Here is a 22,500-nt window from a genome sequence, read left to right as displayed (position 1 = left end):
ACGCTTATACTACCATGCATGGCCGCAGCAGCCAGCGGCAGAATGCCACCGGCGTCGCACCGCTGAAGATTAACTGCCCCGGATAGCCCGGGAAGAAGCGGCTGCTCATCACCCCTTCGCCATCGTTGATGAAAATTTCCACGCTGGAGCGGTCGATAAAGATCCGCAGGCGCCGCGCTTCGCCGCGCCAGTAGCGGTGATGCATCTCGGCGGTCTGCAGCCCGCGGCGCGACAGACGCAGGCCGTCGCGGTTGACGGTGAGCTGCAGGGCGCCGGCAAAGTCCAGCCCCAGCGTACTGTTGGGAACGATGTCAAAGGCCAGCTCCATCGGGGCGAGGGGCAGGGTCTGCCCGCGCCAGCCCTGGGCTTCCTCGCGCAGAGCGGCCAGCTCGCGCAGCGGGCGCTGATACAGGGTGCCCGCCTGCCACTCCAGCTCGCGCACGCAGGTCATCTGGTGGATCCATCCCTGTGCGCGGGTGGGTTGATGCATCTCTTCCCCGTCCGGGACGCCCATCCAGCCGACCAGCAGACGGCGGCCATCCTCGGCCAGCATGGTCTGCGGCGCGTAGAACTCAAACCCGCTGTCCAGCTCGTGCAGCGGGCCGTGGTCGAAGGTGCCGCGTTCGGCGTCGAAGCGGCCTGCCATCCACACCGCCGGATAGGTATTGAGAAAGCGCTGCGCTTCGCGGGCCAGCCCCTGCGGGCAGCAGATCAGCAGGTGGGTATCCGCCAGCGGAAAGAGATCCGGGCACTCCCACATATAGCCGCCGTTCGCCAGACCGTTAACGCCATGTCCGGCGAGCTCGCCCACCAGGCGCCACTCCCGCAGATCGCTGGCGGTGAACAGCAGCACTTTACCGTGCTGTTGCAAATCCTGCGCGCCGAGGACCATGTACCAGCGCCCGTTCTGCTGCCACACCTTGGGGTCGCGTACATGGCCGGTGTAACCGTCAGGGAGCGGCAGCACCGGCCCCAGCTTGCGGAAGGTGCCATCGGCATTCTCTGTCGCCAGGCACTGCCAGGCGGTGCGCCCGCCGTCGGGGAATTTCACGTTGCCGGTGTAGCACAGGGTCAGGGCGCCCTCGAACTCGACCGCGCTGCCGGAGTAGCAGCCGTTGCGGTCATACTCTTCGTCCGGCATCAGGGCGATAGGTTCATGCCGCCAGTGCAGCAGATCGGCTGAACTCCAGTGTCCCCAGCACTTATAGGTATGGTCACAGGCGAGCGGGTTCCACTGATAAAACAGGTGGTAACGCCCGGCGACCTGGCAAAAGCCGTTAGGATCGTTCAGCAGTCCGCTGACCGGCGCCAGATGCCATTGCGGATAATGGCTGTCGGCCAGCGCCTGCGGCTGGCCCTGCATAACGGCCTGCAGGATCGCAGGCAGGCGTGACGGTAATGACATTATTCAGCGTCCGTTTTGTATTTCAGCGTCAGAGAGAGCATGAAGGCCACGGCGAAGGCGATCGCCATTCCGATAATGTAGTTCAGCAGCGAGCTGGCCTGCACGATGGCCATCCCCGGGATCGCCGTCAGGCCCACCGCGGTCATATAGACGTGCATTGACACCACCCAGGCGCCGCCGGCGGCACCACCGACCAGCGCGGCGATGAACGGCTTCACAAAGCGCAGGTTAATCCCGAAGATTGCCGCTTCCGTGATCCCCAGCATCGCCGAAAACGCCGACGGCAGGGTGATGGCTTTGATTTTGGCATCTTTGGTTTTAAACCACACCGCAAAGCAGGCGCCGCCCTGAGCGACGTTGGCCATCGCCCAGATCGGCAACAGGAAGTTGACGCCAATCGATGGGTTGCCCAGCAGACCCGCCTCGATGGCATGGAAGCTGTGATGGATACCGGTAATGACGATCACCGAGTAGAGGCCGCCGAACAGCAGGCCCGCCAGCCAGCCAGCGTGGCTGATAAGCGTGCTGAGAATAAACGAAATACCGTCGCCGAGCGCGCGACCGGCCGGGCCGATCAGCAGCAGGGCGATAAAGCCGGAGATAATCACCGTCAGGAACGGGGTGAGGATCAGGTCCAGCGCGTCAGGGATAACGCGGCGCAGCCGTTTCTCGACCATGCTCATAAACCACACCGCCAGCAGCACCGGGAAGACGGTGCCCTGGTAGCCGATCATCGCCACTTCGATGCCGAAGAAATTCATGGTGTGGAAGCCGGCGGCGACGCCCCAGGCGTTGGTCAGCGCCGGGTGGGTGAGGATCCCGCCAAGGGTCGCGCCCAGATAAGGGTTACCGCCAAATTCGCGGGCGGCGGTAAAGCCGATCAGGATCGGCAGAATGATAAACGCTGCCGAGCTGCACATATCCAGCATGATATAGATAGCGTTGCTCGGGTCGACCCAACCGTAGGTTTTCACCATCCCCAGCAGGCCCATCAGCAGGCCGGAGGCGACGATGGCGGGAATGATCGGTACGAAAATGTTGGACAGCAGGCGGGCGATGCGCTGGAACGGGTTCAGCTTTTTCGCGGCCAGGTCGGCGGCTTCGGATTTGCTTGATTCGCTGATGCCTGCGGCCTGGATAAAGGCGGCATAGACTTTATTGACCACCCCGGTGCCGAAGATGATCTGCATCTGTCCGGCATTGCGAAAGCAGCCTTTCACCCCGTCGATTTTGCCAATGGCCTGTTGGTCGGCGAGCGCGTCGTCGACCAGCACCAGCCGCAGGCGGGTGGCGCAGTGCGCGGCGCTGGCGATATTTTCCTTGCCGCCCAACAGGGGAAGCAGTGAGCGGGAAATCTGATCAAAATCCATAGTACCCTCTGAATGCATGATGATATGGCGTAGGCGGTGCCAGCCGTGGCAGGCACCGCGAACCTTATATTTATGTGTTACTTACCCTGTCGTCCGGGTTACCGTCAGAACCAGGTCTCCATTTGCATACCGAACGACCATTCGCCGCCCGATTTGAACCCGTTGCTGCCTAATGCATCATCGTTGGCGTAGTTATCCAGTTTTTTGCTCCAGTCCATCCACGATGTATAGAAGCGGATCTCCGGACGCGAGAAGAAGTCGCCGATGCTGCCCACCTTGAAGGTTGGGGCGAAGGTCAGCTTGTAGAAGCTGCCGTTCACCGCGTGGCGATCGTTGTAGCCTTCAGGCTGCAGATCCATGTACTGATAGCTGCCCTCCCAGGCGAGGGCGAAGTTCTGCGTCACTTCCTGAATCAGGCGCAGGTTGAGAGTGGCCCACTGATAGCTGTCGCCATCGACATAACGATCTTTACTGCTCTGCGCCAGCGCGGCCGGGGCAATAAACCAGCGATCGCTCAGCGGCGTGGTGCCGTAGCTGGCGAAGCGCCAGGTATTGGCCCCCGGGCGCAGCGCACCGTCGGAGCCGATGCCTTTAACCTCGGCGCCCAGCCCGTGGCCATACAGCAGGGCCGTTTTGCTGGTCCCGTCGCGCAGGCCATAGAAGCTCTCATTGTGCAGGCCCAGCAGAGCATGGACCCCGGTGTTAGCGGCATCGCCTTTCACCAGATTGCCGTTCGTGTCCTGGCGTTCGTCATTATCTTTCGCCCGCATCCCGCTGACCATCATCTGCACCGGGCCGGCAAAGTTATTCATGCTGACGATATAGTTCTGCACGCTGTTGCTGCTGTCAGCGATATCGCCAAAGTTGCGGCCGTATAACGAGAAGTTGCTGCGCAGGCTGTCGTTCCATTTCACGTCGTAGATCCCGCCGCCGGTCCCGGCGAGGAAAACCACATCCGAGTCAATCCAGTGGATGTCGAAGTTGTCACGGTCAAAGCGTTTCCCGGCCCACAGGGTCGAGCCTTTGAACGGGCCTTCGAAGGTGGGCAGGTTGCCCAGCTCGACAAACGCCTGGCGCACGTTCAGGTCGCTGCTGCTTGCCGTCCAGTCGTTATAGGTGGTTTGCCCGTCGGCCACCATCACTTTGAAACGGGTGGTCGCCCCGTTGTCCAGCGTCTGTTTATGTTCGAGGTTCATTTCCACATAGGTGTCGGCCTGGTTGCCCAGACGACCAATGGCGCCACCGGTCTCCCCGGCGGGGGTCATATAAGCGCCGGATTTGGTGCTGGCGGCCGAGTCGTTCATGATCACGCCGGAACGGGCATAGCCGTGGAACTCAAAGCCGCCAGGCCGTTCGGCTTTTTCTTCCAGCTGAGTGGTGCGCTTGGCCACCTGCTGGGTGGTGACCTGGGTTTGCTGCTGCTGCTGGGTTAACTGCTGAACTTTCTGCTCCGCCGAGGCGGCACGGCTTTCGGCAGTGCTGGCGCGGGTTTCGGCGTCCTGCAGGCGTTTTTCCAGGGCGGCGAGACGCGCTTCAATGCTGTTCAGGTCTGTCTGCCCATGGGCGGCGGCGGTGCCGGTTAGCAAAGCAATAAGAATGGCTAACTTCCGTTTTTTATACATGCTGTTGACATCCAAAGGTGAAAATCAGTGAGTGTGCTAACTTTTGCTAAACCGGTTTAGTTAATATGGTAAACATGTCAGTAACGCGGTGAAAATAAAAATTGCTAAACCGGTTTAAGAATTGTGATGTCGCCAGCAAAGTGGGCCGTTAGCCGGCCCAACGGGATCACAGCGAGCGCTGAAGATCGTCCCTGTAGGGCAGGGCGGTCATGGCGCCTTTGGCGGTGGTGGCCAGCGCGCCGCAGGTTTGCGCCAGCGTAAGGTCGGGAGCCAGCGCGGCGAGGTTGTCAGGGATACCGTGAGCGGCGAGGCCGGCGAGCAGCCCGGCGACAAAGGCATCGCCGGCGCCGGTGGTATCAACGGCCACCACCGGGCGAGCGGGGAAGTGGCTAACCTGCCCGCGCAGGGCGGCCTGGACCCCCGCTTTGCCCTGGGTCACCAGCAGCAGCGTCGGCTGGAAGCGGGCGTTCAGCCGGGCGATGCCGCTGACGATGTCGTCGCTGCCGCTGACAAAGGCCAGCTCCTCTTCCGAGAGTTTTATGGCGTCGGCGAGGGCCAGCGCCCGGTCGAGACATTCACGCAGGTCCTGCGGATCCTGCCACAGGTCGCTGCGGATATTGGGGTCGAAGCTGACATAGCCCCCGGCGCGTTTTATCGCCTCCATTGCCGCGAATGCCGTGCTGCGGCTCGGCTCGGCGCTGAGAGCGATGGAGCAGACGTGCAGCCACTGGCCGGCGGCAAACGGCGGGAGATCCTCGGGCTGAAGGAACAGGTCGGCGCTCGGACGGACCATAAAGGTAAAGGTGCGCTCCCCGTGCTGATCGAGATCGACCACCACCGTGGAGGTGCGCTGCGCGGCGTCGAGGCGCATATAATTCACATCGACCTGCTCCTGCGCCAGGGTGTGACGCATAAAGCGGCCGAAGGGATCGTCGCCGACGCGGCCAATAAACCCGCTGTCGCCGCCGAGCCGCGCCACGCCGACCGCGACGTTGGCCGGTGCGCCGCCGGGGCATTGCAGCAGGCGGCCCTCGCCATCGGGCAGGAGATCAACGACCGCATCGCCGAGTACCCAGATTTTTCCATTCATTCGACAAATTCCTCTTAGCTAAACTATGTTAAACCGGTTTAGCTAATTAAAGCATAGCCCACCGGTAAGCGGAACGATCGGGTCACGAAACAGGGAGGCGAGGGTAAAAAATGTGAGCCAGGCGGAATATTTCGCCACTCCAGATCTGGACTTTTCCTTCCCCACCCGCTTAGGTATAGTTCAACAGGTCGCGGTTAGCCCCGCCGCGGTGGCCAAAGGTAAAGGAGTGCGCAGCGCGATGAACCCCAGTTTTGGCGATATTTACGATCGGTACCAGAAGCTGACGCTGACCACGCATCTGCCGGCGGTGATCGCCTGCAGTGAAACGCTGAGTTTGGGCAAAGACCAGGGCTTTATTCCGCAGCCGGGCTATCTCTACTTTCTGCTGCAGGGGCAAATGACGCTGGCCTTTGGCGATGAGCAGAACCTGGTCGGGATTGTTATCGCGCATATGCCGTTAGGATTACTGGAACATTATTGTCCGTCGGTCGCGCTCTATTATCAGTGTCTGGGCGAGTGCCAGCTGGCGAAAATAACCGCCAGCGATTTTGAGCGAATATTCTTTCATTCGTCGCCGGGCTATATGCAAGAGCTGACCACGATCCTGGCCTATATGGGCATATTTGCCCTTGATGCCCACTATGAACGCGGCAGCCAGACCAGTTTTCAGACCATTAAATCGATGCTGTCGCGCTATTTATATCGCAGCGAAATTGATGGTGGTCAGCATGAAAGCCTGTCGGCATTTATTATTAAACGAACCAATCTCTCGCGCAGCTATGTGTACCAGGTGCTGGCCGCGCTGCGCGAGGGGGGATATATCACGGTGAAAAAAGGCAAGCTGATCTCCATCGACCGTCATATTCCTGAGAAATTCTGAACCCGATTCGGCAGATTCACGCCATCACGTTGCTATCACCGCCAGGGAAAGCGCTAAGCGCGCTTTTTCCCCGGCCCCGTTACGTCTGAATCTGGCTGTTTTATTAAGTTAACCTTTCACTCTGGAGTTATTTTATGACCCTGGATTATGTTGCGCTGGCCATTCTGATCGCCGTGGCCTTAATACTGTTTTATGGCGTGATTGTTATTCACGATATTCCTTATGAAATTGCCAAAGAGCGGCGCCATCCTCATCAGGATGCGATTCATTATGCCGGCTGGGTCAGCTTATTTACCTTGCACGCGCTGTGGCCTTTGTTATGGATCTGGGCAACGCTGTGGCGCGAAGATCGCGGGTGGGGAATGCGCCACATTGCCGACGATCAGCAGGCGCTGCATCAGCGTCTGGAAACGGTGGTCCAGCAACTGGAACAGGTCCAGCGCGAGGTGGCTGCGCTGAAAGCGGAGGAGGCAAACTAATGGAAACGTTAATGTTACTGACCTACGCCGCGCTGTGCATCGTGGTGTTTAAAGTCTTCCGCATCCCGCTCAATAAGTGGACCGTACCGACGGCGGTGCTCGGCGGTATCGCCCTGATTGGCGCGGTGATCTTCGGGATGAACTACAACTTCCCGTATACCGACGTTGGTAACCAGGTGTTTCGTACCGTGCCGATTGTGTCGCAGGTGCGCGGCCGGGTGCAGAGCGTACCGGTGAAGCCTAACCAGATGCTGCATAAGGGCGATGTGCTGTTTACCCTCGACCCGACGCCGTTCCAGGCAAAAGTAGACGATCTGCAGGCGCAGATAAAAGCGGCCAGTCAGGATGCGCTCTCCTTAAACGCGGCGTTAAGCCAGGCGCAGGCCGAGCTGAGCAGAGCGGTGGCCCAGCGCGACCAGTCGCGGCGGGAATATGCCCGCTATCGGGAGGGTCATGCCCAGGGCGCCTTCTCCGATCAAATGGTTGATACCCGTCTGCAGACGTGGAAGGCCGATGAAGCCAGCGTCAGCGCGGCTCAGGCAAAGGTGGTGCAGGCGCGCAACGCGCTGGACTCGGTGGTGAAGGGCAAAAATACCACCGTGGCCTCCCTGCTGGCGCAGCTGCAAAAGGCGCAGTTTCAGCTGGAGAACACCGTCGTCCGTGCCCCGGAGGATGGCTATGTCAGTACCGTCGGCTTACGGCCGGGTACCATGTCCACTGCCCTGGGGATGATCCCGCTGATGACCTTTGTGCCGGTGGAGGGCGTCGCCTCGCGGGAGTACGTCGCGGCATTTCGCCAGAACGCCCTGCAGCGTCTGCACAAAGGCGAGCCCGCGGAGCTGATGTTTCCGGCTATCCCGGGCACCGTCTTTCGCGGAGAAGTGGCCGACGTGCTGCCGGCGATTGGCGAGAGCCAGTTCCAGGGGCAGGGCAAACTGCTGACCACAGACGCGCTCAATACCCATGGCCGGGCGCTGGTGGTGCTGAAGGTGACCGATCCGCGTTTTGCCGAATACGCTCTGCCGCAGGGGGCTACCCTCGAGGCGGCGGTCTACTCGGATCATCTGAAAGAGCTGTCGCTGATCCGGAAGATCCTGATCCGCATGAAAAGCTGGGAAAACTACCTCTATCTCGATCACTAAGCCGGCGGGTGCGGGGCGGACGTGCCGCCCCGCGCCGCAGTCAGGTCTCGCTGTCCACCAGGCCGTCAATAATGACCTGCCGCACCCCCTGCGAACAGGGTTCAATACGCCCGCGCACCCCATAGACGGCCGCCAGGGTCTCGGGGGTGATGACCGCGGCCGGGGTGCCGTCGCCGAGCAACTGGCCCGCCTTGAGCATCAGCACGTGGTCGGCGTGACGCAGGGCAATATTGATATCGTGCACCACCACCAGGGTCACGATGTTGCGCCGTCGGGTCTCCCGGCGTACCAGATCCATCACGTGAAACTGGTAGTTGAGGTCAAGGGCGCTGAGCGGTTCGTCGAGCAGCAGCAGGCGCGGCTGGCGGATCAGCGACTGAGCGAGACCCACCAGCTGCTTTTGCCCGCCGGAGAGCTGATCGAGGTAGCTCATCGCCAGATGGGCAATCCCCAGCTGCCGCAGCAGCGCCATCACCTCCTCCTGATGCTGCGGACTGTGGCGTCCTCCGGCGGCGCGCTGGGCAACGATAATCGACTCCAGCACATGCAGATGCACGCCGGCGGGCAGCGTCTGCGGAAGATAGACCACCTGCTCTGCGCGACGTGAGAACGGCTGCGTCAGCAGATTTTCCCCCTCCAGCAGCAGCTCGCCGCGGCAGGGTCCCAGACCCGCCATCGCCCGCATTAACGTTGATTTACCGCTGCCGTTTGGCCCCAGCAGCGCGGTGATTTTCCCTCGCGGCAGATGGGGAACCGTCAGGTTCTCGATCACCTTGCGTCTGGGGTAGCCGGCGCTGAAGTGAGACAGCGACAGCCCGGATAACGTCTGGTCGCTCATACCTGCCCCCGATGACGTAAAATAATGCTCAAAAAGAACGGGACCCCGACCAGGGAAGTGACGATCCCCACCGGAATAATGGCCCCCGGGATCAGGTTCTTCGAGGCGATGGAGGCCAGGGAGAGCACCAGAGCGCCGATCAGCGCGCTGGCGGGCAGATAAAAGCGATGGTCTTCGCCGAAGAGCATCCGCGCAATATGCGGCGCCACCAGGCCGATAAAGCCGATTGGCCCGACAAAGGCCACCGAAAGCGCCGACAGTATGCTGATCCGCAGCAGCGTGGTCAGGCGCAGGCGGCGAACGTTAATACCAAAACTGATGGCCCGGTCCTCACCCAGCCGCAGGGCGGTCAGCTTCCACGCGCTGCGCAGCGACAGGGGCATCACCAGCGCCAGGGCGACCAGCAGGATGGCGACTTTGCTCCAGGAGGCGCGGTCGATGCTGCCCATGGTCCAGAACACCAGCCCCTGCAGCGTGTCTTCGTTGGCGATGAACTGCAGCATCGAGACCAGGGCGTTAAAGGTAAAGACCAGCGCGATGCCGAACAGGATGACCCCGGAGGTGGCCACCTGGGTCCAGCGGGTGATGCCGTCCAGCAGCAGGGCCGCCAGCAGGGCGAAGATAAAGGCGTTGGCCGAGATAAACCACTGGCCGGGAATACCGGGCAGGCCAATACCCAGCACAATCGCCAGCGCGGCGCCAAACGCCGCAGCCGAGGAGACGCCAAGGGTAAACGGACTGGCCAGAGGGTTATTGAGGATGGTCTGCATTTCGGCGCCGGCCAGTCCCAGCGCCAGGCCGACGATAATCGCCATCACCGCATAGGGCAGACGGATATCCCAGACGATGGCGCGCGTGCCCGGATCGGCGCTGGCCGGATCGGTTAACGTCTGCCACAGGCTCTGCAGCGGCAGACCGGAGGGGCCGAGCATAAAATCGAGCAGCAGCGACGCGACAATCAACAGCGCCAGCAGGAGCATCAGCAGCAGACGGCGACGCACGATACGGCGATAGTCATCTATCACGCCAGAGGTCCCGGCGGGCAGCCCGTCGAGCACGGAGTCGGAGGTTAAACGCATGCCGGATTACTCGCTCTGCTGCCAGGAGAAGACGAACGGCTGGTCCGGCAGGTCGGTGAAATGGCGCACGATATAATGGTAAGTCTCATCCGGGTTGAGATCGCCGAAGGCCTGCGGGTAGATATCTTTCGCCAGGTATTCCATGCCGACAATATTCCACGGGTGGTTATAGAAGTGGTGATAGACGCCATAGGCCCGCTTTGCCTGTACCGCCGGGATCTGGCTGACCCCAGGTCGCGCCAGCAGGATCTGCGCCTGGGCCTTCACCGCCTCCGGCTTAACCTCATAACCCAGGGGCAGCACCTGGCTGTTGCCGCGCTTCGAGCCGGTCATGATCCAGGCGTCGGGCTTCATGCTGATGATTTTCTCCAGCGAGACGAACCCGGAGGCGCCCGGCAGCAGCTGCGAACCGATATTGTTCGCCCCGACCGCCTCCACCAGCCCGCCCCAGCCGCTGTGGCCGTGGGTAAAGCAGCAGGCGTCGCTGTTGCCGGCCAGCGCTTCCACGAAGACGTTGGCCTTCGGCGTGATGGCCGCGGTTTTCTGGCGAATCGTCTGCAGCTGCTGACGATAGTAATCGGTAAAGGCTTTGGCCTGGCTCTCGCGGTTAAGGACTTTGCCCAGCAGGTCGATGCTGGGGGCGGTATCTTTCGCCGGGTCTATCTCATAGTCGACAAACAGCACCGGAACGTGCAGGGCGCTGAGCTTGTCGATGACGCCGCTCTCCATCAGCGCTGGCCTGGCGCGCAGCTGGGCGATCATCAGATCCGGCTGACGGGCGATGACGCTTTCAAGATCGACGTTCCCTTTGTCGCTGAAGCCCATGTCAAGGATCGTGGCCGACTGCGGCCACGTCGTTTTCAGCATCTGCCAGGTGGCAACATCCTGCTTTTTCGCCAGATTATTCCATGCCACCAGCCGTTTAAACGGATTGTCCCGGTCCAGCAGGGCGAGGGTCATAATGTCGCGGCCATCCTGCAAAATAATACGCTGCGGCTCTTTGGCCAGGGTGACCTGCCGGCCGTCGAGGTCAGTGACCGTCAGGGGATATTGGGTTGCATAGCTGAAGAGGGGCGTCGCGATCAGCGCAGTAAGTAACAGCGATCTTACTGATTTTCTTGCCATAAAAGGAGTTCCGTTTGCCAATTTATAAATATAATGATTCTGAGAATTATTCTCGAACAAACATCAACGGCAAGTATATCAAGGACAAATTTCATAAAATGTAACAAACATGTTGGAAATTATGCCAACGCCGACAGGGCGCGCACGGCGGCAGCATTTTCTGCCATGGCTGGAGGTCGAAGACGTTTTTCAGGCTAATTCCTAATGTCATTCCCGGTTCGTTGTGCCATCCTGAATGCGACTCATAACACGACACGTGAGAGAGGATATTATGAAAAAAGCAATGATTGCGTTATCGGCTATTCTGGTTGCAGCTCCGGTTTTTGCTGCGACAACACATGCAACAGATGATACCGTCGCGGCGGCGAATGCCAATGCCAACACCGCCAAAGAGAAGCTGCACCAGGCCCAGCATGAGGGCGAAGAGCAGCAGCTGAAGGCGAAACATGCTGCCGAAGGCAAGCAGGACAGCGTTGGCAGCCAGGTGAGCGAAGGCGCGCAGAAAACCTGGAACAAGACCAAAGAAGGCACCGAGAAGGGGTGGGATAAGACCAAAGAGGTCAGTGAAAAAGGCTGGAATGCCACCAAATCCGGTGCGGAAAAGGGCTGGGATAAAACCAAAACCGGCGCCGAAGAGTTAAAAAATAAAGTGACTGAATAAGTCCTTTTACCTGTCTGAATCAAGGTCGCGAAAGCGGCCTTTTTTATTGCCCCGCCATCAGCACAACCTCTTCCCGACAGCCGATGCCAGGAATCGTCCTGGTTAACCAGTTACTCACTCTTTCTTCACATTTGCCCGGTACAAAGGAGCTGAATCAGGAGGTGTACCATGAAAAAGATGATTTCTCTGGCAGTAATTTTATCGTGTGTGCTGAGCGTCCCGGCCTTTGCCGATGGCCCGAACGACGGCCATCGCCCGGGGCAGCCAACGGTGTGGCAGAACGGTCCGGACCATGATGGGCATGCGCCGCAGGGCGGACCTGACGCGCATCATCAGGGCGACCATGACCAGCGTGGCCCGGATCGCGACGGTCATGACAAACGCGATCAGGCACGTCATGAGCAGGACCATTTCGCCTGGCGCGGGAACGATTTCCGCAAAGGCCACCCGGCTCCGGCGCCGTTCCGTGGCGATGAATATCGCGTCCGCGACTGGAGCGACCGCGGCCTGCCGCCCCCGCCGGAAGGCCATCACTGGTCCTATATCGACGGTAACTATGTGCTGATCGCTGCGGCGACCGGGATCATCACCTCGATTCTGGTGAGCGGCGCCCTCGGCCACTAAATGCGCTGCTCCGCGACGCTGGGTCAGGGAAAGCCTGATCCGGCGATGGCGCACTCGCGGAAAGCTACGGGTTCAGCGCAGCATCCGGCCAGTATTTATAACCATTGATCATTGCCTGGGCGGCCAGCCCTTTTTCGGTCAGGTCGTAGACGTTGACCTTCGAGGGCAGGGAGGCGGTATCTGACGCCACGCCGCTGGTGGAGGCGGCGATCGGCGCGATGCCTTTGTCATCATATTTTGCGGCGGCATTCGCATCGGCGCCAACCATGTATCCCTGGCGGATAAAGGTCTCCAGCGCCGCTTTATCATGGAAAACCAGCACCGTGCGCTGCTGCTTAATCCCCATCCCCAGGCCGGCGCCGCCCTGGGCCATTTTCATATAGGTATCCTTCCCGGTGGCCTTATTCCGTACCACGCCGTAGCCGCTGCCAAACCCGAACAGCAGGATCTTGCTGCTGTTATTGGCAAACACCGCATACCCCTTCGCATGCTGAATATCACTGCGGGCCTCAGGCTGCAGGGCGTAAAGCTTGTTGAGGGTTTCGCTGCGCATCTTCTGGATGCTGGCCCGCTGCTGGCTGGCGGTATCGCCCTGCGCGCTGCAGCCCGCTAGCATGACGATGGCGGCGAGGGAAAGCGTCTGTAATTTCATACACGTTTATTTTATTTAAATCTGAATATGGTCGGGAATGGTAGGTTAAATAACGGTAAATCCTCCATAAAATAAACGTTTATTTTTAAATTTCACTATTTTGATTATTTATTACTCTGTATGTGCGGATTATTAAATAAGATGAGTTCATTCCAGGTATTAGAAATGCTGCTTGCATAAAGTTTCCACCACGTTACCGTGTTAAGTCCTTAATTTATTTCCCGGAGAACGGCATGAGTGATTATGTAATCCCCGAAATTAAAGCGACGGAAGATGAAATGATTTCTATCCGTCATTATTTACATGCCAATCCGGAATTAAGTCTGGAAGAGTTTAATACCAGTGAGCTGGTGGCTGGCAAACTGGCGGAGTGGGGCTATCAGGTCACCCGCGGCCTCGGTAAAACCGGCGTCGTCGGCAGCCTGAGCAAGGGCGACTCGCCGCGTACTATTGGCCTGCGCGCCGATATGGACGCGCTGCCGATCCATGAAACTACTGATTTGCCCTGGGCCAGTACGGTACCCGGAAAAATGCACGCCTGCGGCCATGACGGCCATACCACCATTCTGCTGGCGGCGGCGAAATACATCGCCTCGCCGGCCTGCCAGTTTAACGGCACGGTGAATCTGATTTTTCAGCCGGCGGAAGAGGCTATCGGCGGCGCCGATTTAATGATTAAAGACGGGCTGTTCGAGCAGTTCCCCTGCGAACGCATCTTTGGCTTGCACAACATGCCGGGGCTACCGGTGGGCAAGCTGGGCTTCTACGCCGGCAACTTTATGGCCTCGGCGGACACCGTCAAAATTACGATTACCGGCTACGGCGGCCACGGCGCCCATCCGGAGCGTACCGTCGACCCGATCGTCGCCGGCGCGGCGCTGGTGATGGCCCTGCAGAGCATCGTGGCGCGCAACGTGCCGCCGGGGGAAACGGCAGTGGTCAGCGTCGGCACCTTCCAGGCCGGTATCGCCTCCAACGTCATTCCGGAGAGCGTGGTGATGGAGCTGAGCGTGCGGGCGATGAAGCCGGACATTCGCGATCTGCTGATCAAGCGTATTCACGAGCTCGCTGATTTTACCGCCAAAAGCTATGGCGCCAGCAGCGTAGTGGAGGTGTACGACTCCTACCCGGTATTAACCAACAGCCCTGAAGAGACCGATTTCGCCCGGGCGCTGGCGCTGGAAGTGTTTGGCCGCGAAGGGGTACTGGAGTCGGTCTCGCCGATGAACGCCAGCGAGGATTTCGCTTTTATGCTGCGCGAACGCCCAGGGAGCTACTTCCTGCTCGGCAACGGTGAGAAAGGGGAGAAGGGCGGTTGCATGGTGCACAACCCCGGCTACGACTTTAACGATGACATTATCACCACCGGCGCGACGCTGTTCGCCCGCCTGGTGGAAAAGCACTGTCGCTAATCTCTGGAGAAGAACGCGAATGAAAAAATCACTGTTGCTATGGCTGGCATTAATGGCGTCGACGTCGGCGCTGGCCGAAGGGGGAAAGGAGATCCGCTTCGGCGTCGACCCGACTTTCGCGCCGTTTGAATGGAAAGATCCGCAGGGCAAGCTGGCGGGGTTTGATATCGATTTAGGCAACGCCATTTGCCAGCAGCTGCAGGCGAAATGCGTGTGGGTGGAAAGCAATTTCGACGGCATTATCCCGGCGCTGAAGGCGCGTAAATTCGACGCGATCCTTTCCGGGATGTACATGACCGAGAAGCGCAAAGCGCAGATTGCCTTTAGCGACAAGCTATATAACGGGCCGGTGTTCCTCGTGGCGCGTAAAAATACCCTGCAGGGCAATACGCCGGAACAGCTGAAGGGCAAAACCATCGGCGTGGAGCAGGGCTCGGCGCAGGAGACTTATGTTAACCAGCACTGGCGGCCGCAGGGGATTAACATTGTGGCCTACCAGGGGGCCGATAGCGTGGTGCGTGACCTGGAGTCCGGGCGCATCGACGGCGCAGTGCTCTCCGGGATGATGGCCGACTACAGCTTCCTGCAGCAGCCGCAGGGTAAGGAATTCGCCTTTGTCGGCGGCCATCTGCAGGACGATACGCTGTTTGGCGCCGGGGCGGCGATCGGCTTGCGTAAAGACGATGAGGCACTGCGTCAGGAAATTAACGGTGCCATTGCGAAGATTCTGGCCGACGGCACCTATAAAAAATTAGCCGGCAAATATTTTAGCTTTGATGTTTATTCCGGGACATAATGTCTGAGTGTACCTGCGGGCGTGGAGCGCCCGCCGTAAGATTCCTTTTCTGATTATCCAATCACCTCCTCTCCTGACCCCTGCGGTTACCTGAGGGAAGCAGAATATAAGCTAAGGAGTACTCGGCATGATGACACGTCCATTGGGTAAAACCGGATTTTCCATCGCCCCATTAGTCTTTGGCGGCAACGTCTTTGGCTGGACCATCGATGAAAAAACCAGTTTTGCTCTTCTTGATGCTTTTGTTGACCACGGTTTTGACGCTATCGATACGGCGGATGTTTATTCCCGCTGGGCGGAAGGCAACCAGGGCGGCGAATCCGAAACCATCATCGGTCGTTGGCTGCAGGCGCGCCCCGGCATGCGCGATAAGGTCAAAATCTTCACCAAAGTCGGCTCCGATTTAGGCCTACCCGGCCATAAAGGGCTCAGCAAAGCCTGGATCCAACAGGCGGTAGATGACTCCTTACGCCGCCTTAATACCGACTACATTGATCTCTACTTCTCCCACTGGCCGGATCCGCAAACCCCGGTGGAGGAAACGCTGGAGGCTTTCCACAGCCTGCAGCAGGCTGGAAAAATCCGCGCCATGGGGGCCTCTAACCTGGATGCGATGCAGCTGGCGGGGGCGCTGGAGGTAGCGCGTAAAGGCGGCTTGCCTGCCTGGCAGGTGCTGCAGCCGGAATATAACCTCTACCACCGCTCCGCGTTTGAAGGCGCGCTGTGCGATCTCTGCGTCAGCCGCGATATCGGGGTGGTGACCTACTACAGCCTGGCCTCCGGGTTCTTAACCGGTAAGTACCGCCAGCCGTCGGATCTGGCCCAGAGCCAGCGCGGAGGGGGGATTGGTAAGTACCTGAATCCGCGCGGGATGCGGATTATCGATACCCTGGTGGCGGTCGCGGACGAGCAGGGGGCGAAGCCGGCTGAGGTGGCCCTGGCGTGGCTGATCGGCCGCGAAGGCGTGACCGCGCCGATCGCCAGCGCCACCAGCGTGGCTCAGGTGGAGAGTTTTGCCCGCGCGGCGGCGCTGAGCCTGAGCGCGGAGCAAGTGGCGCGACTGGACAGCGCCAGCGCCTGAGTTACTCCCTCTCTCCGGCGGGGAGAGGGAGAAGGGCTATACATGACGCGGACCGTAGGCCGGGTTAGGCGCCAGCCGCCACCCGGCGAAATGACGGCGCAACCGGAAATGCCCCTGCTCGCGCTGCGCTTAGCAGGGCTACCACTCCTGTGCTATTTCCGGGCTGATTGCGCTCCCGATATTTTTTCTGCGTTATGTCACTCATGGCACAGGGAGCGCACAGGGGGCGGCCAGTCGCCGCCGCCCCCTGTACCCCCGGGCTCCGGCCAGCAAAATCGCCACTGCGTGGTACCTTCGACTTTTCCCTGCAGGCTTCGGGTCGGGCCGAGGCAGCGTCCGTGCAAAACACGGCCCTCAGCCCGCATCCATGCGGGCTGCCCCGGCCTTCCGGGAACGTCTCAGCGATTTTGAGGCCGTCAGCACCAGCAGTTTCAGTCGCACAAGTGGGTAAATTAATGACTGGCTGCTCGGACCGTAGGCCGGGTCAGGCGCAGCCGCCACCCGGCGAAATGACGGGTGTGGTGCCTGAAAGCGTGCCCGGCGGCGCCCCTTTATTCCTGATGGCGGGTGACGTTGAGGATCTTCGCGCTGGCGCCGACCGGGAAATTGCTGAGGGCGCCGAAATCGCTGCCCTGATAGCCCATGATCTTGCCGTCGGTGCGCATCTGCTGCAGATCGATCAGGATCACCCCCAGCGTGGGAATGATTTTCTCCCGCCAGACGAACAGATAGAGATCCTCAGCCACCTGCACATAGTGGCAGCGATCGACATCCGCCAGCCCCTTTTCCACACCGTCCAGACACTGCCAGGTGTAAAAATTGTCGTTGAGATAGATGTGCTCATAGCGCTCGGTCGGGCTGTAGGTGTACTGATTGCGCATGCCAATGAGCGCATCGGTAAAGTCCGGCAGCGGCCCCGACTGCTCATCCAGGCGGGCAAAAACAAACCGTGCCTCTACCGCGGTCAGCGGCAGGCCTTGCTCCACCCGGCTGAAGGCGTCCAGCCGCGCGGCGGCTTCGTCCGGCAGCTGGCCGTAGACCAGGGTGGCGTTGCGCTGTGTCAGGTTGCATACCGCGCTAATGCTGGCGTTATCCCGCTCCGGGTCAAGGAAGTCGATAAACAGAATGTCCGGGCGCAGGGCGGTTGCCCGCCAGGGCGCGCGCTTGTCGTTCCAGCTGAGCGTCTGGTCATCTTCGATAACCAACTGCTGCGGCTTACTGCCCGCGACATAAAAAGTAAAGGTTTCGCCGGCGGGCAGGCTGGTGGTGGCGAGTAAATTACCGTGTGGCGCAAAACCATCGGCCAGCGCGCCGACCTGGATAAATACGGCTTCTGAAGTCATAGGGGCTCCTGAACAGAGTAGGGCGTTAGGCAAACGCCAGAGTGGGAACATCGACGATACTGGCGCCGCCGTCGGCGACCAGCGTGGCGCCGCTGATGATGGCGGCCTGCGGCGAACAGAGAAACTGACAGGCCTCGGCTATCTCCTCGGGGCTGGCGGGGCGGCGCAGCGGAACATCGCGACAGACCCGCTGATAAGCCTCCGTCAGCGATAGCCCTTCTGCCTGCATCAGCGGGCGCATCTCTTCATCCGCCATCGGCGTCGTGACCCAGCCGGGACAGATGGCGTTGGCGCGTACCCCCTGTGGGCCGTAATCGCGGGCGACGGAACGCATCAGGCCAATTAAGGCGTGTTTGGCGGTGACGTAGCCGCAGGCCTGCGGCCCGGCGGCGAGTGAGGCGATGGAGGCGACAAACAGGACATTGCCTCGGCGGGCAATGAGCGAGGGCAGACAGGCGCGAACGCTGGCGAACGCGCTGGTGAGATTGCCGTCCAGCGCCTCGCGCCACTGGCTGTCGCTGGTCTCGGCGGCGGGGCTGTTGCCCATCCCGCCGGCGCTGCAGATGAGGACATCAATACCGCCAGCCTGGTCGAGGATCGCCGGCAGCAGCCGCTGACCCCAGACCTCGCCGTCGGCGGCATCGCCCACCAGCGCCGTGGCGCCGGTCTCATCGGCGACAGCCTGCAATGGCGCTTCGCGCCGTCCGGTAATAAACACCCGGTCGCCCGCGGCGCACATCAGCCGCGCGCAGGCGGCGCCAATTCCGGTTCCACCGCCGGTGATCACCACGACTCTCGCCATTCGCTCTCTCCTGTTATGGGGTCTTCGATTACCTTAAAAAGCGCGTCAGGTCCCGGCTATCGTCCGGAAGAACGATAGCCGTGGCGGTTAATGGATCTCTCTCACAGGGCGCCATTCTCATTATTTCGGCAACAGCGGGTCAGGCGTCATCACATGATTACGCCGCGGCGAAAATTAATTGCATCCTGTTAAGGGTATAAGTGAAAAAAAACAGAAATCCATCGTTCTTTAGGATGAGAATGACGCGTCGGGGATAGGTTTTTTTTATCACCAGGGGCAGGTACGCCGGGTGTTAATCTTTTTTGTTTATATTTTAACGCGGCTATCGTAAAGCATGGCGGGTGTATTTTTTAAATGCTTTATATAACAATGGCTTGTTGAAAATTATGTAACGGCTATCACATTGTTAATATGTTAATGATTGTGTTACTTAAATGTGAAATGTATGCTTCAATTATCAGTAGTCATCCATGTGTCATGTACCATCATCTCGACGGGGAGGCCCTATCATGTCTGCTTTGTTAAAAGCCAGCCGTAATGATGCGATAATAGCCCGTTGTTTACAGACTATTTCCCAGCTAATTCCACTGACTTCAGCGGTCTTTTATCGAGTAAATAATCGTTTAAAACCCGAAAGCTATATATTGCATAATATTTCCGATAATACGCACCAACAATATCTGGAAAACTTCCAGCCGCTGGATCCGCTTCTGCCCTCGCATTTTAGCCACCAGAACACCACCGTGGCGGCGATGACGCCGCGGCTCTGCGACCGCAACCGCCATTACTATCATGAATTCATGTTGCCGAATAACGTACGCGACATGACCGAGATCTTTATTCGCCGCGAGCGGCGGATCATCGCCGGTATCTCGCTGATGCGCGACGTGCCTTTCTCCAGCGAAGAGCGCCAGCGGGCTCAGGCGGTGCTGCCGCTGGTGGAGCTGGCCATTCGCGACTGTCTGCAGGAAGACGATGACCTGCCCGCCATCCTGACGGCGAAAGAGCGGGAAATCGTCGGCATGGTGCGCGAAGGCGCCAGCAATAAGCTGATTGCCCGCCAGCTGGATATCTCGCTCTCGACGGTAAAAACGCACCTGCGCAACATTTTCGCCAAGACCGAAGTGGTCAATCGTACCGAACTGGTTTCCCGAACCTGGATGCCGGCCGCTCAGCGTACGCTGCATCTGTGATCTGACTTTCGCATCCCGCGCGCGCCGTGGCAGCACGGCGTTTTCCTGATGCCTGTGGGTATCACTCCCTGGAGGATCCTCCGGGGGGAGGCTTTTTTGACCGGAGCACGCCTACGATGTCGAGTACCCCTCTCACTGATAATGCGCTTTCCCGGCCCGCCGGGCTGGTGGTCTCCCTGCGTTTGCTGGCGGCGATCGTGATTTTTGCCGCTATTGCGCCGGGTATTCTGATGACCGCGCCGGCGGTGGCGGCGCAGCTGGCCAGCGAATGGCAGCTTAAACCTGGGCAGATCGGCTGGCTGTTCTCGGCGGAGCTGGGGGCGATGAGTCTGGCGACGCTCCCGGCGTGGTGGTGGATGAGCCGCCTCGACTGGCGGCGGGTCGCCCTGATGGCCGGGGTGGTGTTTCTGACCGCCAACCTCGCCTCGGCGGTGGTCACCCAGTACGAGACGCTGCTGGCGGCGCGCTTTCTCGCCTCGCTGGCGGGCGGCACGCTGATGATTTTGTGTATCAGCTGCGCGGCGGGGACGCCGAACCCGTCGCGGGTCTACGCCTTTTGGGTGCTCGGGCAACTGCTGTTAGGCATGCTTGGCCTGCTGGTGCTGCCCGGCCTGTTCGCGACCTTTGGCCTGAAGGTGGTTTATCTGATCCTCGCCGCCATTATGCTCTGCTGTTTGCCGCTGGTGTCCGCTTTCCCTCCGCGCTTTCAACCGCTCTCTGCCTCCCACCAGCAGCCGTCGACGGCGCTGTGGCGTCAGGCGCTGGCGGTGCTGGCGGTACTCACTTTCTATATCAGCCTCAGCGCAGTGTGGACCTTTATCGGCACCATCGGCAGCGCGGCGGGGCTAACCCCGACGCAGGTCGGTCTGGTGCTGGCGGCGGCATGGCGGCCGGTCCGGCCTTAGCCGGGGCCTTACTGCAGCGTTTTGCCAGCGCCGACCCGCTGCTGGCGGCGGCAGGCGTCTGCGCGCTGCTGTCATTGATTTTGATTGCGGCGGCGTCCGCCGCCGGGAAGAGTTAGCCCACGGGAGGATAGAGTGAAAAGAAAAACCGGTTTCTTCTTTGATGAACGTTGTTTCTGGCACAGTACCGGCCTGCACGCGGTGACGCTGCCGGTGGGCGGGTGGGTGCAGCCGCCCGCCGGTGGCGGCCATGCTGAATCGCCGGAGACCAAACGGCGGATGAAAAACCTGATGGACGTCTCCGGGCTGACGCCGCAGCTGGCGCTGCGCAGCGCGGCGCCGGCGAGCCTTGAGGACCTGCGGCGGATCCACCCCGACAGCTATCTGGAGCGCTTCAAGGCGATCAGCGATAACGGCGGTGGCATGCTCGGCAAAGAGGCGCCGCTGGGGCCGGGCAGTTATGAAATCGCCTGTCTTTCCGCCGGGCTGGCCTGTGCGGCGGTGGAAGCGGTGCTGGAGGGGGAGCTGGATAATGCCTATTCGCTGTCGCGCCCGCCCGGACACCACTGTCTGCCGGACCAGTCGATGGGATTTTGTTTCCTCGCCAATATTCCCATTGCCGTCGAGCGGGCGAAAGCGCAGCTGGGGCTGGGCAAGGTGGCGATCATTGACTGGGATGTTCACCACGGCAACGGCACCCAGCATATCTACCTGCAGCGCGACGACGTACTGACTATCTCCTTGCATCAGGACGGCTGCTTCCCGCCGGGCTACGCCGGCGAGGACGATCGCGGCGTGGGCGCGGGCGAAGGTTACAACATTAATATTCCGCTGCTGGCCGGGGCGGGGGATGACAGCTGGCGCTATGCGCTGGAAACTATCGTCATTCCTGCGCTGGCGCGTTTTGAGCCGGAGCTGATTATTATCGCCTGCGGCTATGACGCCAACGCCATGGATCCATTAGCGCGGATGCAGCTACATAGCGACAGCTTCCGGGCGATGACCGAACAGGTCCAGCAGGCGGCAGATCGCCTGTGCGGCGGGAAACTGGTGATGGTGCACGAAGGCGGCTACGCCGAATCCTACGTGCCGTTCTGCGGCCTGGCGGTGATGGAAGCCCTGAGCGGCATTCGCACCGAGGTCCAGGATCCGCTGCGGGAATTTATTCAGCAGCAGCAGCCGCGGGCGGAGTTTGCGCAGTTCCAGAGGCAGGCTCTCGATCGGCTGGCGCAACGGTTTGGCCTGCAGTAATCGCTCACGCTCACGGTGATCGCTAAAGTCCCGGCACGGGACTTTTTCTTTACTTAGTCCCGAAACGGGACTAGTCTCTGCACATGAAGATAATCTCAGTGAAAACCTTAAGGGACTTCTGGGCGGAGAATCCCGACGCTGAACAACCGCTAAAGGCCTGGGTAGACGAAGCGACAAAAGCAGACTGGAAAACCCCGGCGGAGATAAAGGACCAATACCGCAGCGCAAGCATATTGAAAAATAAGCGGGTGGTATTCAACATTAAAGGAAATGATTACCGGTTAATCGTAGCCGTTGCTTATCTGCGGGGGTGGGTGTTCGTTAAGTTTATCGGTTCGCATAAGGAATATGACGAGATAAACGCTGAGACGATTGAGAGGAAGTAAATGATGAAAATAAAACCTATCCGCACTGAACAAGATTACGAAGCCGCGCTAAGCGCGGTTGAACCTTTTTTTGATAATGAACCAGCGCTTGATACGCCAGAGGGCGATTTTTTTGAGGTGATGTGCCTGCTGATTGCTGAGTATGAAAAAAAGCACTATCCCATCGAGCCGCCGACGCCGATAGAGGCGATCAAGTTTCGCATGGAGCAGCAGGGGCTGACCGTCAAAGATCTGGAGCCGGCGATTGGTAAATCGAATCGTGTCTATGAAATTCTCAATGGTACGCGCAACCTGACGCTCCCGATGATTCGCCGGCTTCATGCGCAGTTCGGCATCCCCCTTGAGAGCCTGATCGGCGCGTGATGGC

The 22,500-nt window shown here is 59.8% G+C and carries 22 protein-coding genes and 1 pseudogene; 13 read left to right on the top strand and 10 right to left on the bottom strand.

Features of this window, described 5'->3' with window-relative positions:
* Nucleotides 1-4 precede the first annotated feature (4 nt).
* The 4 genes from AC3EMD_RS20090 to cscK all read right to left on the bottom strand — a co-directional run bounded on the left by AC3EMD_RS20090 (nt 5) and on the right by cscK (nt 5,487).
* Nucleotides 5-1,405 (bottom strand): sucrose-6-phosphate hydrolase, encoded by a 1,401-nt coding sequence (locus tag AC3EMD_RS20090; protein ID WP_302073663.1) that lies wholly within the window; start codon nt 1,403-1,405, stop codon nt 5-7.
* The gene (locus tag AC3EMD_RS20085) at nt 1,405-2,775 is read right to left on the bottom strand and encodes a sucrose-specific PTS transporter subunit IIBC (RefSeq protein WP_008805497.1); all 1,371 of its coding nucleotides are present in this window, start codon (nt 2,773-2,775) and stop codon (nt 1,405-1,407) included. The genes AC3EMD_RS20090 and AC3EMD_RS20085 overlap by 1 nt, the downstream gene beginning before the upstream one ends.
* Nucleotides 2,776-2,879: 104 nt before the next feature.
* A complete protein-coding gene (locus tag AC3EMD_RS20080) occupies nt 2,880-4,397 on the bottom strand; it encodes a carbohydrate porin (protein ID WP_302073662.1) in 1,518 nt (505 codons plus the stop codon).
* Nucleotides 4,398-4,563: 166 nt separating this feature from the next.
* Entirely contained in the window at nt 4,564-5,487 is a 924-nt protein-coding gene (cscK, locus tag AC3EMD_RS20075; protein ID WP_023297166.1) for a fructokinase, read from the bottom strand.
* Nucleotides 5,488-5,725: 238 nt separating this feature from the next.
* On the opposite strand from cscK, the gene AC3EMD_RS20070 reads away from it, so the two are divergent.
* The 3 genes from AC3EMD_RS20070 to AC3EMD_RS20060 all read left to right on the top strand — a co-directional run bounded on the left by AC3EMD_RS20070 (nt 5,726) and on the right by AC3EMD_RS20060 (nt 7,988).
* Nucleotides 5,726-6,367 carry a helix-turn-helix domain-containing protein gene (locus tag AC3EMD_RS20070; protein WP_049163166.1) on the top strand — a complete coding sequence of 214 codons (642 nt, stop codon included), beginning with the start codon at nt 5,726-5,728 and terminating at the stop codon, nt 6,365-6,367.
* A 134-nt stretch (nt 6,368-6,501) separates the two neighbouring features.
* On the top strand, nt 6,502-6,846 hold the full coding sequence (locus tag AC3EMD_RS20065) for a DUF3302 domain-containing protein (RefSeq protein ID WP_008805501.1): 345 nt from the start codon (nt 6,502-6,504) through the stop codon (nt 6,844-6,846).
* Nucleotides 6,846-7,988: an HlyD family secretion protein gene (locus tag AC3EMD_RS20060; protein WP_032732644.1), complete on the top strand. Its 1,143-nt coding sequence runs from the start codon at nt 6,846-6,848 to the stop codon at nt 7,986-7,988. Before AC3EMD_RS20065 ends, AC3EMD_RS20060 begins: the two co-directional genes overlap by 1 nt.
* 40 nt (nt 7,989-8,028) lie before the next feature.
* Here AC3EMD_RS20060 and AC3EMD_RS20055 read toward each other — a convergent pair whose 3' ends face one another.
* Genes AC3EMD_RS20055 through AC3EMD_RS20045 form a run of 3 tightly spaced genes read right to left on the bottom strand, consistent with a single transcriptional unit; the run spans nt 8,029 to nt 11,030 of the window.
* On the bottom strand, nt 8,029-8,826 hold the full coding sequence (locus tag AC3EMD_RS20055) for an ABC transporter ATP-binding protein (protein WP_032732645.1): 798 nt from the start codon (nt 8,824-8,826) through the stop codon (nt 8,029-8,031).
* Complete coding sequence (locus tag AC3EMD_RS20050) at nt 8,823-9,851, bottom strand: FecCD family ABC transporter permease (protein ID WP_074075518.1); 1,029 nt, start codon at nt 9,849-9,851, stop codon at nt 8,823-8,825. Before AC3EMD_RS20050 ends, AC3EMD_RS20055 begins: the two co-directional genes overlap by 4 nt.
* A 60-nt stretch (nt 9,852-9,911) precedes the next feature.
* Nucleotides 9,912-11,030 carry an ABC transporter substrate-binding protein gene (locus tag AC3EMD_RS20045; RefSeq protein WP_022066433.1) on the bottom strand — a complete coding sequence of 373 codons (1,119 nt, stop codon included), beginning with the start codon at nt 11,028-11,030 and terminating at the stop codon, nt 9,912-9,914.
* Between the two features lie 271 nt (nt 11,031-11,301).
* Here AC3EMD_RS20045 and AC3EMD_RS20040 point away from each other — a divergent pair, with 271 nt between their 5' ends.
* Nucleotides 11,302-11,691 (top strand): hypothetical protein, encoded by a 390-nt coding sequence (locus tag AC3EMD_RS20040; protein WP_002892699.1) that lies wholly within the window; start codon nt 11,302-11,304, stop codon nt 11,689-11,691.
* 168 nt (nt 11,692-11,859) lie between these two features.
* Nucleotides 11,860-12,315, top strand: coding sequence for an RcnB family protein (locus tag AC3EMD_RS20035; RefSeq protein WP_012542546.1), 456 nt, complete (start codon nt 11,860-11,862; stop codon nt 12,313-12,315).
* A gap of 64 nt (nt 12,316-12,379) precedes the next feature.
* On the opposite strand, the gene AC3EMD_RS20030 is transcribed toward AC3EMD_RS20035, so the two are convergent.
* Entirely contained in the window at nt 12,380-12,661 is a 282-nt protein-coding gene (locus AC3EMD_RS20030) for a lipid-binding SYLF domain-containing protein (protein ID WP_228961033.1), read from the bottom strand.
* Nucleotides 12,662-13,200: 539 nt separating this feature from the next.
* Between AC3EMD_RS20030 and AC3EMD_RS20025 the strand changes: the two genes are divergently transcribed.
* From AC3EMD_RS20025 to AC3EMD_RS20015, 3 genes are all read left to right on the top strand, one after another.
* Nucleotides 13,201-14,379 carry a M20 aminoacylase family protein gene (locus tag AC3EMD_RS20025; RefSeq protein WP_302073661.1) on the top strand — a complete coding sequence of 393 codons (1,179 nt, stop codon included), beginning with the start codon at nt 13,201-13,203 and terminating at the stop codon, nt 14,377-14,379.
* Nucleotides 14,380-14,398: 19 nt separating this feature from the next.
* Nucleotides 14,399-15,175: an ABC transporter substrate-binding protein gene (locus AC3EMD_RS20020; RefSeq protein WP_002892707.1), complete on the top strand. Its 777-nt coding sequence runs from the start codon at nt 14,399-14,401 to the stop codon at nt 15,173-15,175.
* Nucleotides 15,176-15,302: 127 nt separating this feature from the next.
* Nucleotides 15,303-16,256, top strand: a complete 954-nt coding sequence (locus AC3EMD_RS20015) for an aldo/keto reductase (protein WP_012968772.1) — start codon at nt 15,303-15,305, stop codon at nt 16,254-16,256.
* 551 nt (nt 16,257-16,807) lie between these two features.
* On the opposite strand, the gene AC3EMD_RS20010 is transcribed toward AC3EMD_RS20015, so the two are convergent.
* Nucleotides 16,808-17,599, bottom strand: coding sequence for a MoaF C-terminal domain-containing protein (locus AC3EMD_RS20010; RefSeq protein WP_008805511.1), 792 nt, complete (start codon nt 17,597-17,599; stop codon nt 16,808-16,810).
* A 25-nt stretch (nt 17,600-17,624) separates the two neighbouring features.
* Nucleotides 17,625-18,401, bottom strand: a complete 777-nt coding sequence (locus AC3EMD_RS20005) for an SDR family NAD(P)-dependent oxidoreductase (protein WP_016160425.1) — start codon at nt 18,399-18,401, stop codon at nt 17,625-17,627.
* Between the two features lie 509 nt (nt 18,402-18,910).
* On the opposite strand from AC3EMD_RS20005, the gene AC3EMD_RS20000 reads away from it, so the two are divergent.
* The 5 genes and pseudogenes from AC3EMD_RS20000 to AC3EMD_RS19980 all read left to right on the top strand — a co-directional run bounded on the left by AC3EMD_RS20000 (nt 18,911) and on the right by AC3EMD_RS19980 (nt 22,496).
* A complete protein-coding gene (locus AC3EMD_RS20000; protein ID WP_012968769.1) occupies nt 18,911-19,594 on the top strand; it encodes a response regulator transcription factor in 684 nt (227 codons plus the stop codon).
* A gap of 116 nt (nt 19,595-19,710) precedes the next feature.
* Nucleotides 19,711-20,615, top strand: a pseudogene (locus AC3EMD_RS19995) (MFS transporter).
* Between the two features lie 16 nt (nt 20,616-20,631).
* Nucleotides 20,632-21,747, top strand: a complete 1,116-nt coding sequence (locus tag AC3EMD_RS19990; protein ID WP_049139549.1) for a class II histone deacetylase — start codon at nt 20,632-20,634, stop codon at nt 21,745-21,747.
* Between the two features lie 83 nt (nt 21,748-21,830).
* Nucleotides 21,831-22,133, top strand: coding sequence for a type II toxin-antitoxin system HigB family toxin (locus AC3EMD_RS19985; protein ID WP_004178884.1), 303 nt, complete (start codon nt 21,831-21,833; stop codon nt 22,131-22,133).
* Nucleotides 22,134-22,496, top strand: coding sequence for a helix-turn-helix domain-containing protein (locus tag AC3EMD_RS19980; protein WP_008805516.1), 363 nt, complete (start codon nt 22,134-22,136; stop codon nt 22,494-22,496).
* Nucleotides 22,497-22,500 lie beyond the last annotated feature (4 nt).

The organism is Klebsiella sp. PK18 (assembly GCF_057784655.1).
The sequence above is the reverse complement of the archived record's forward strand: the minus strand, read 5'-3'. Positions and strand labels throughout refer to the sequence as shown.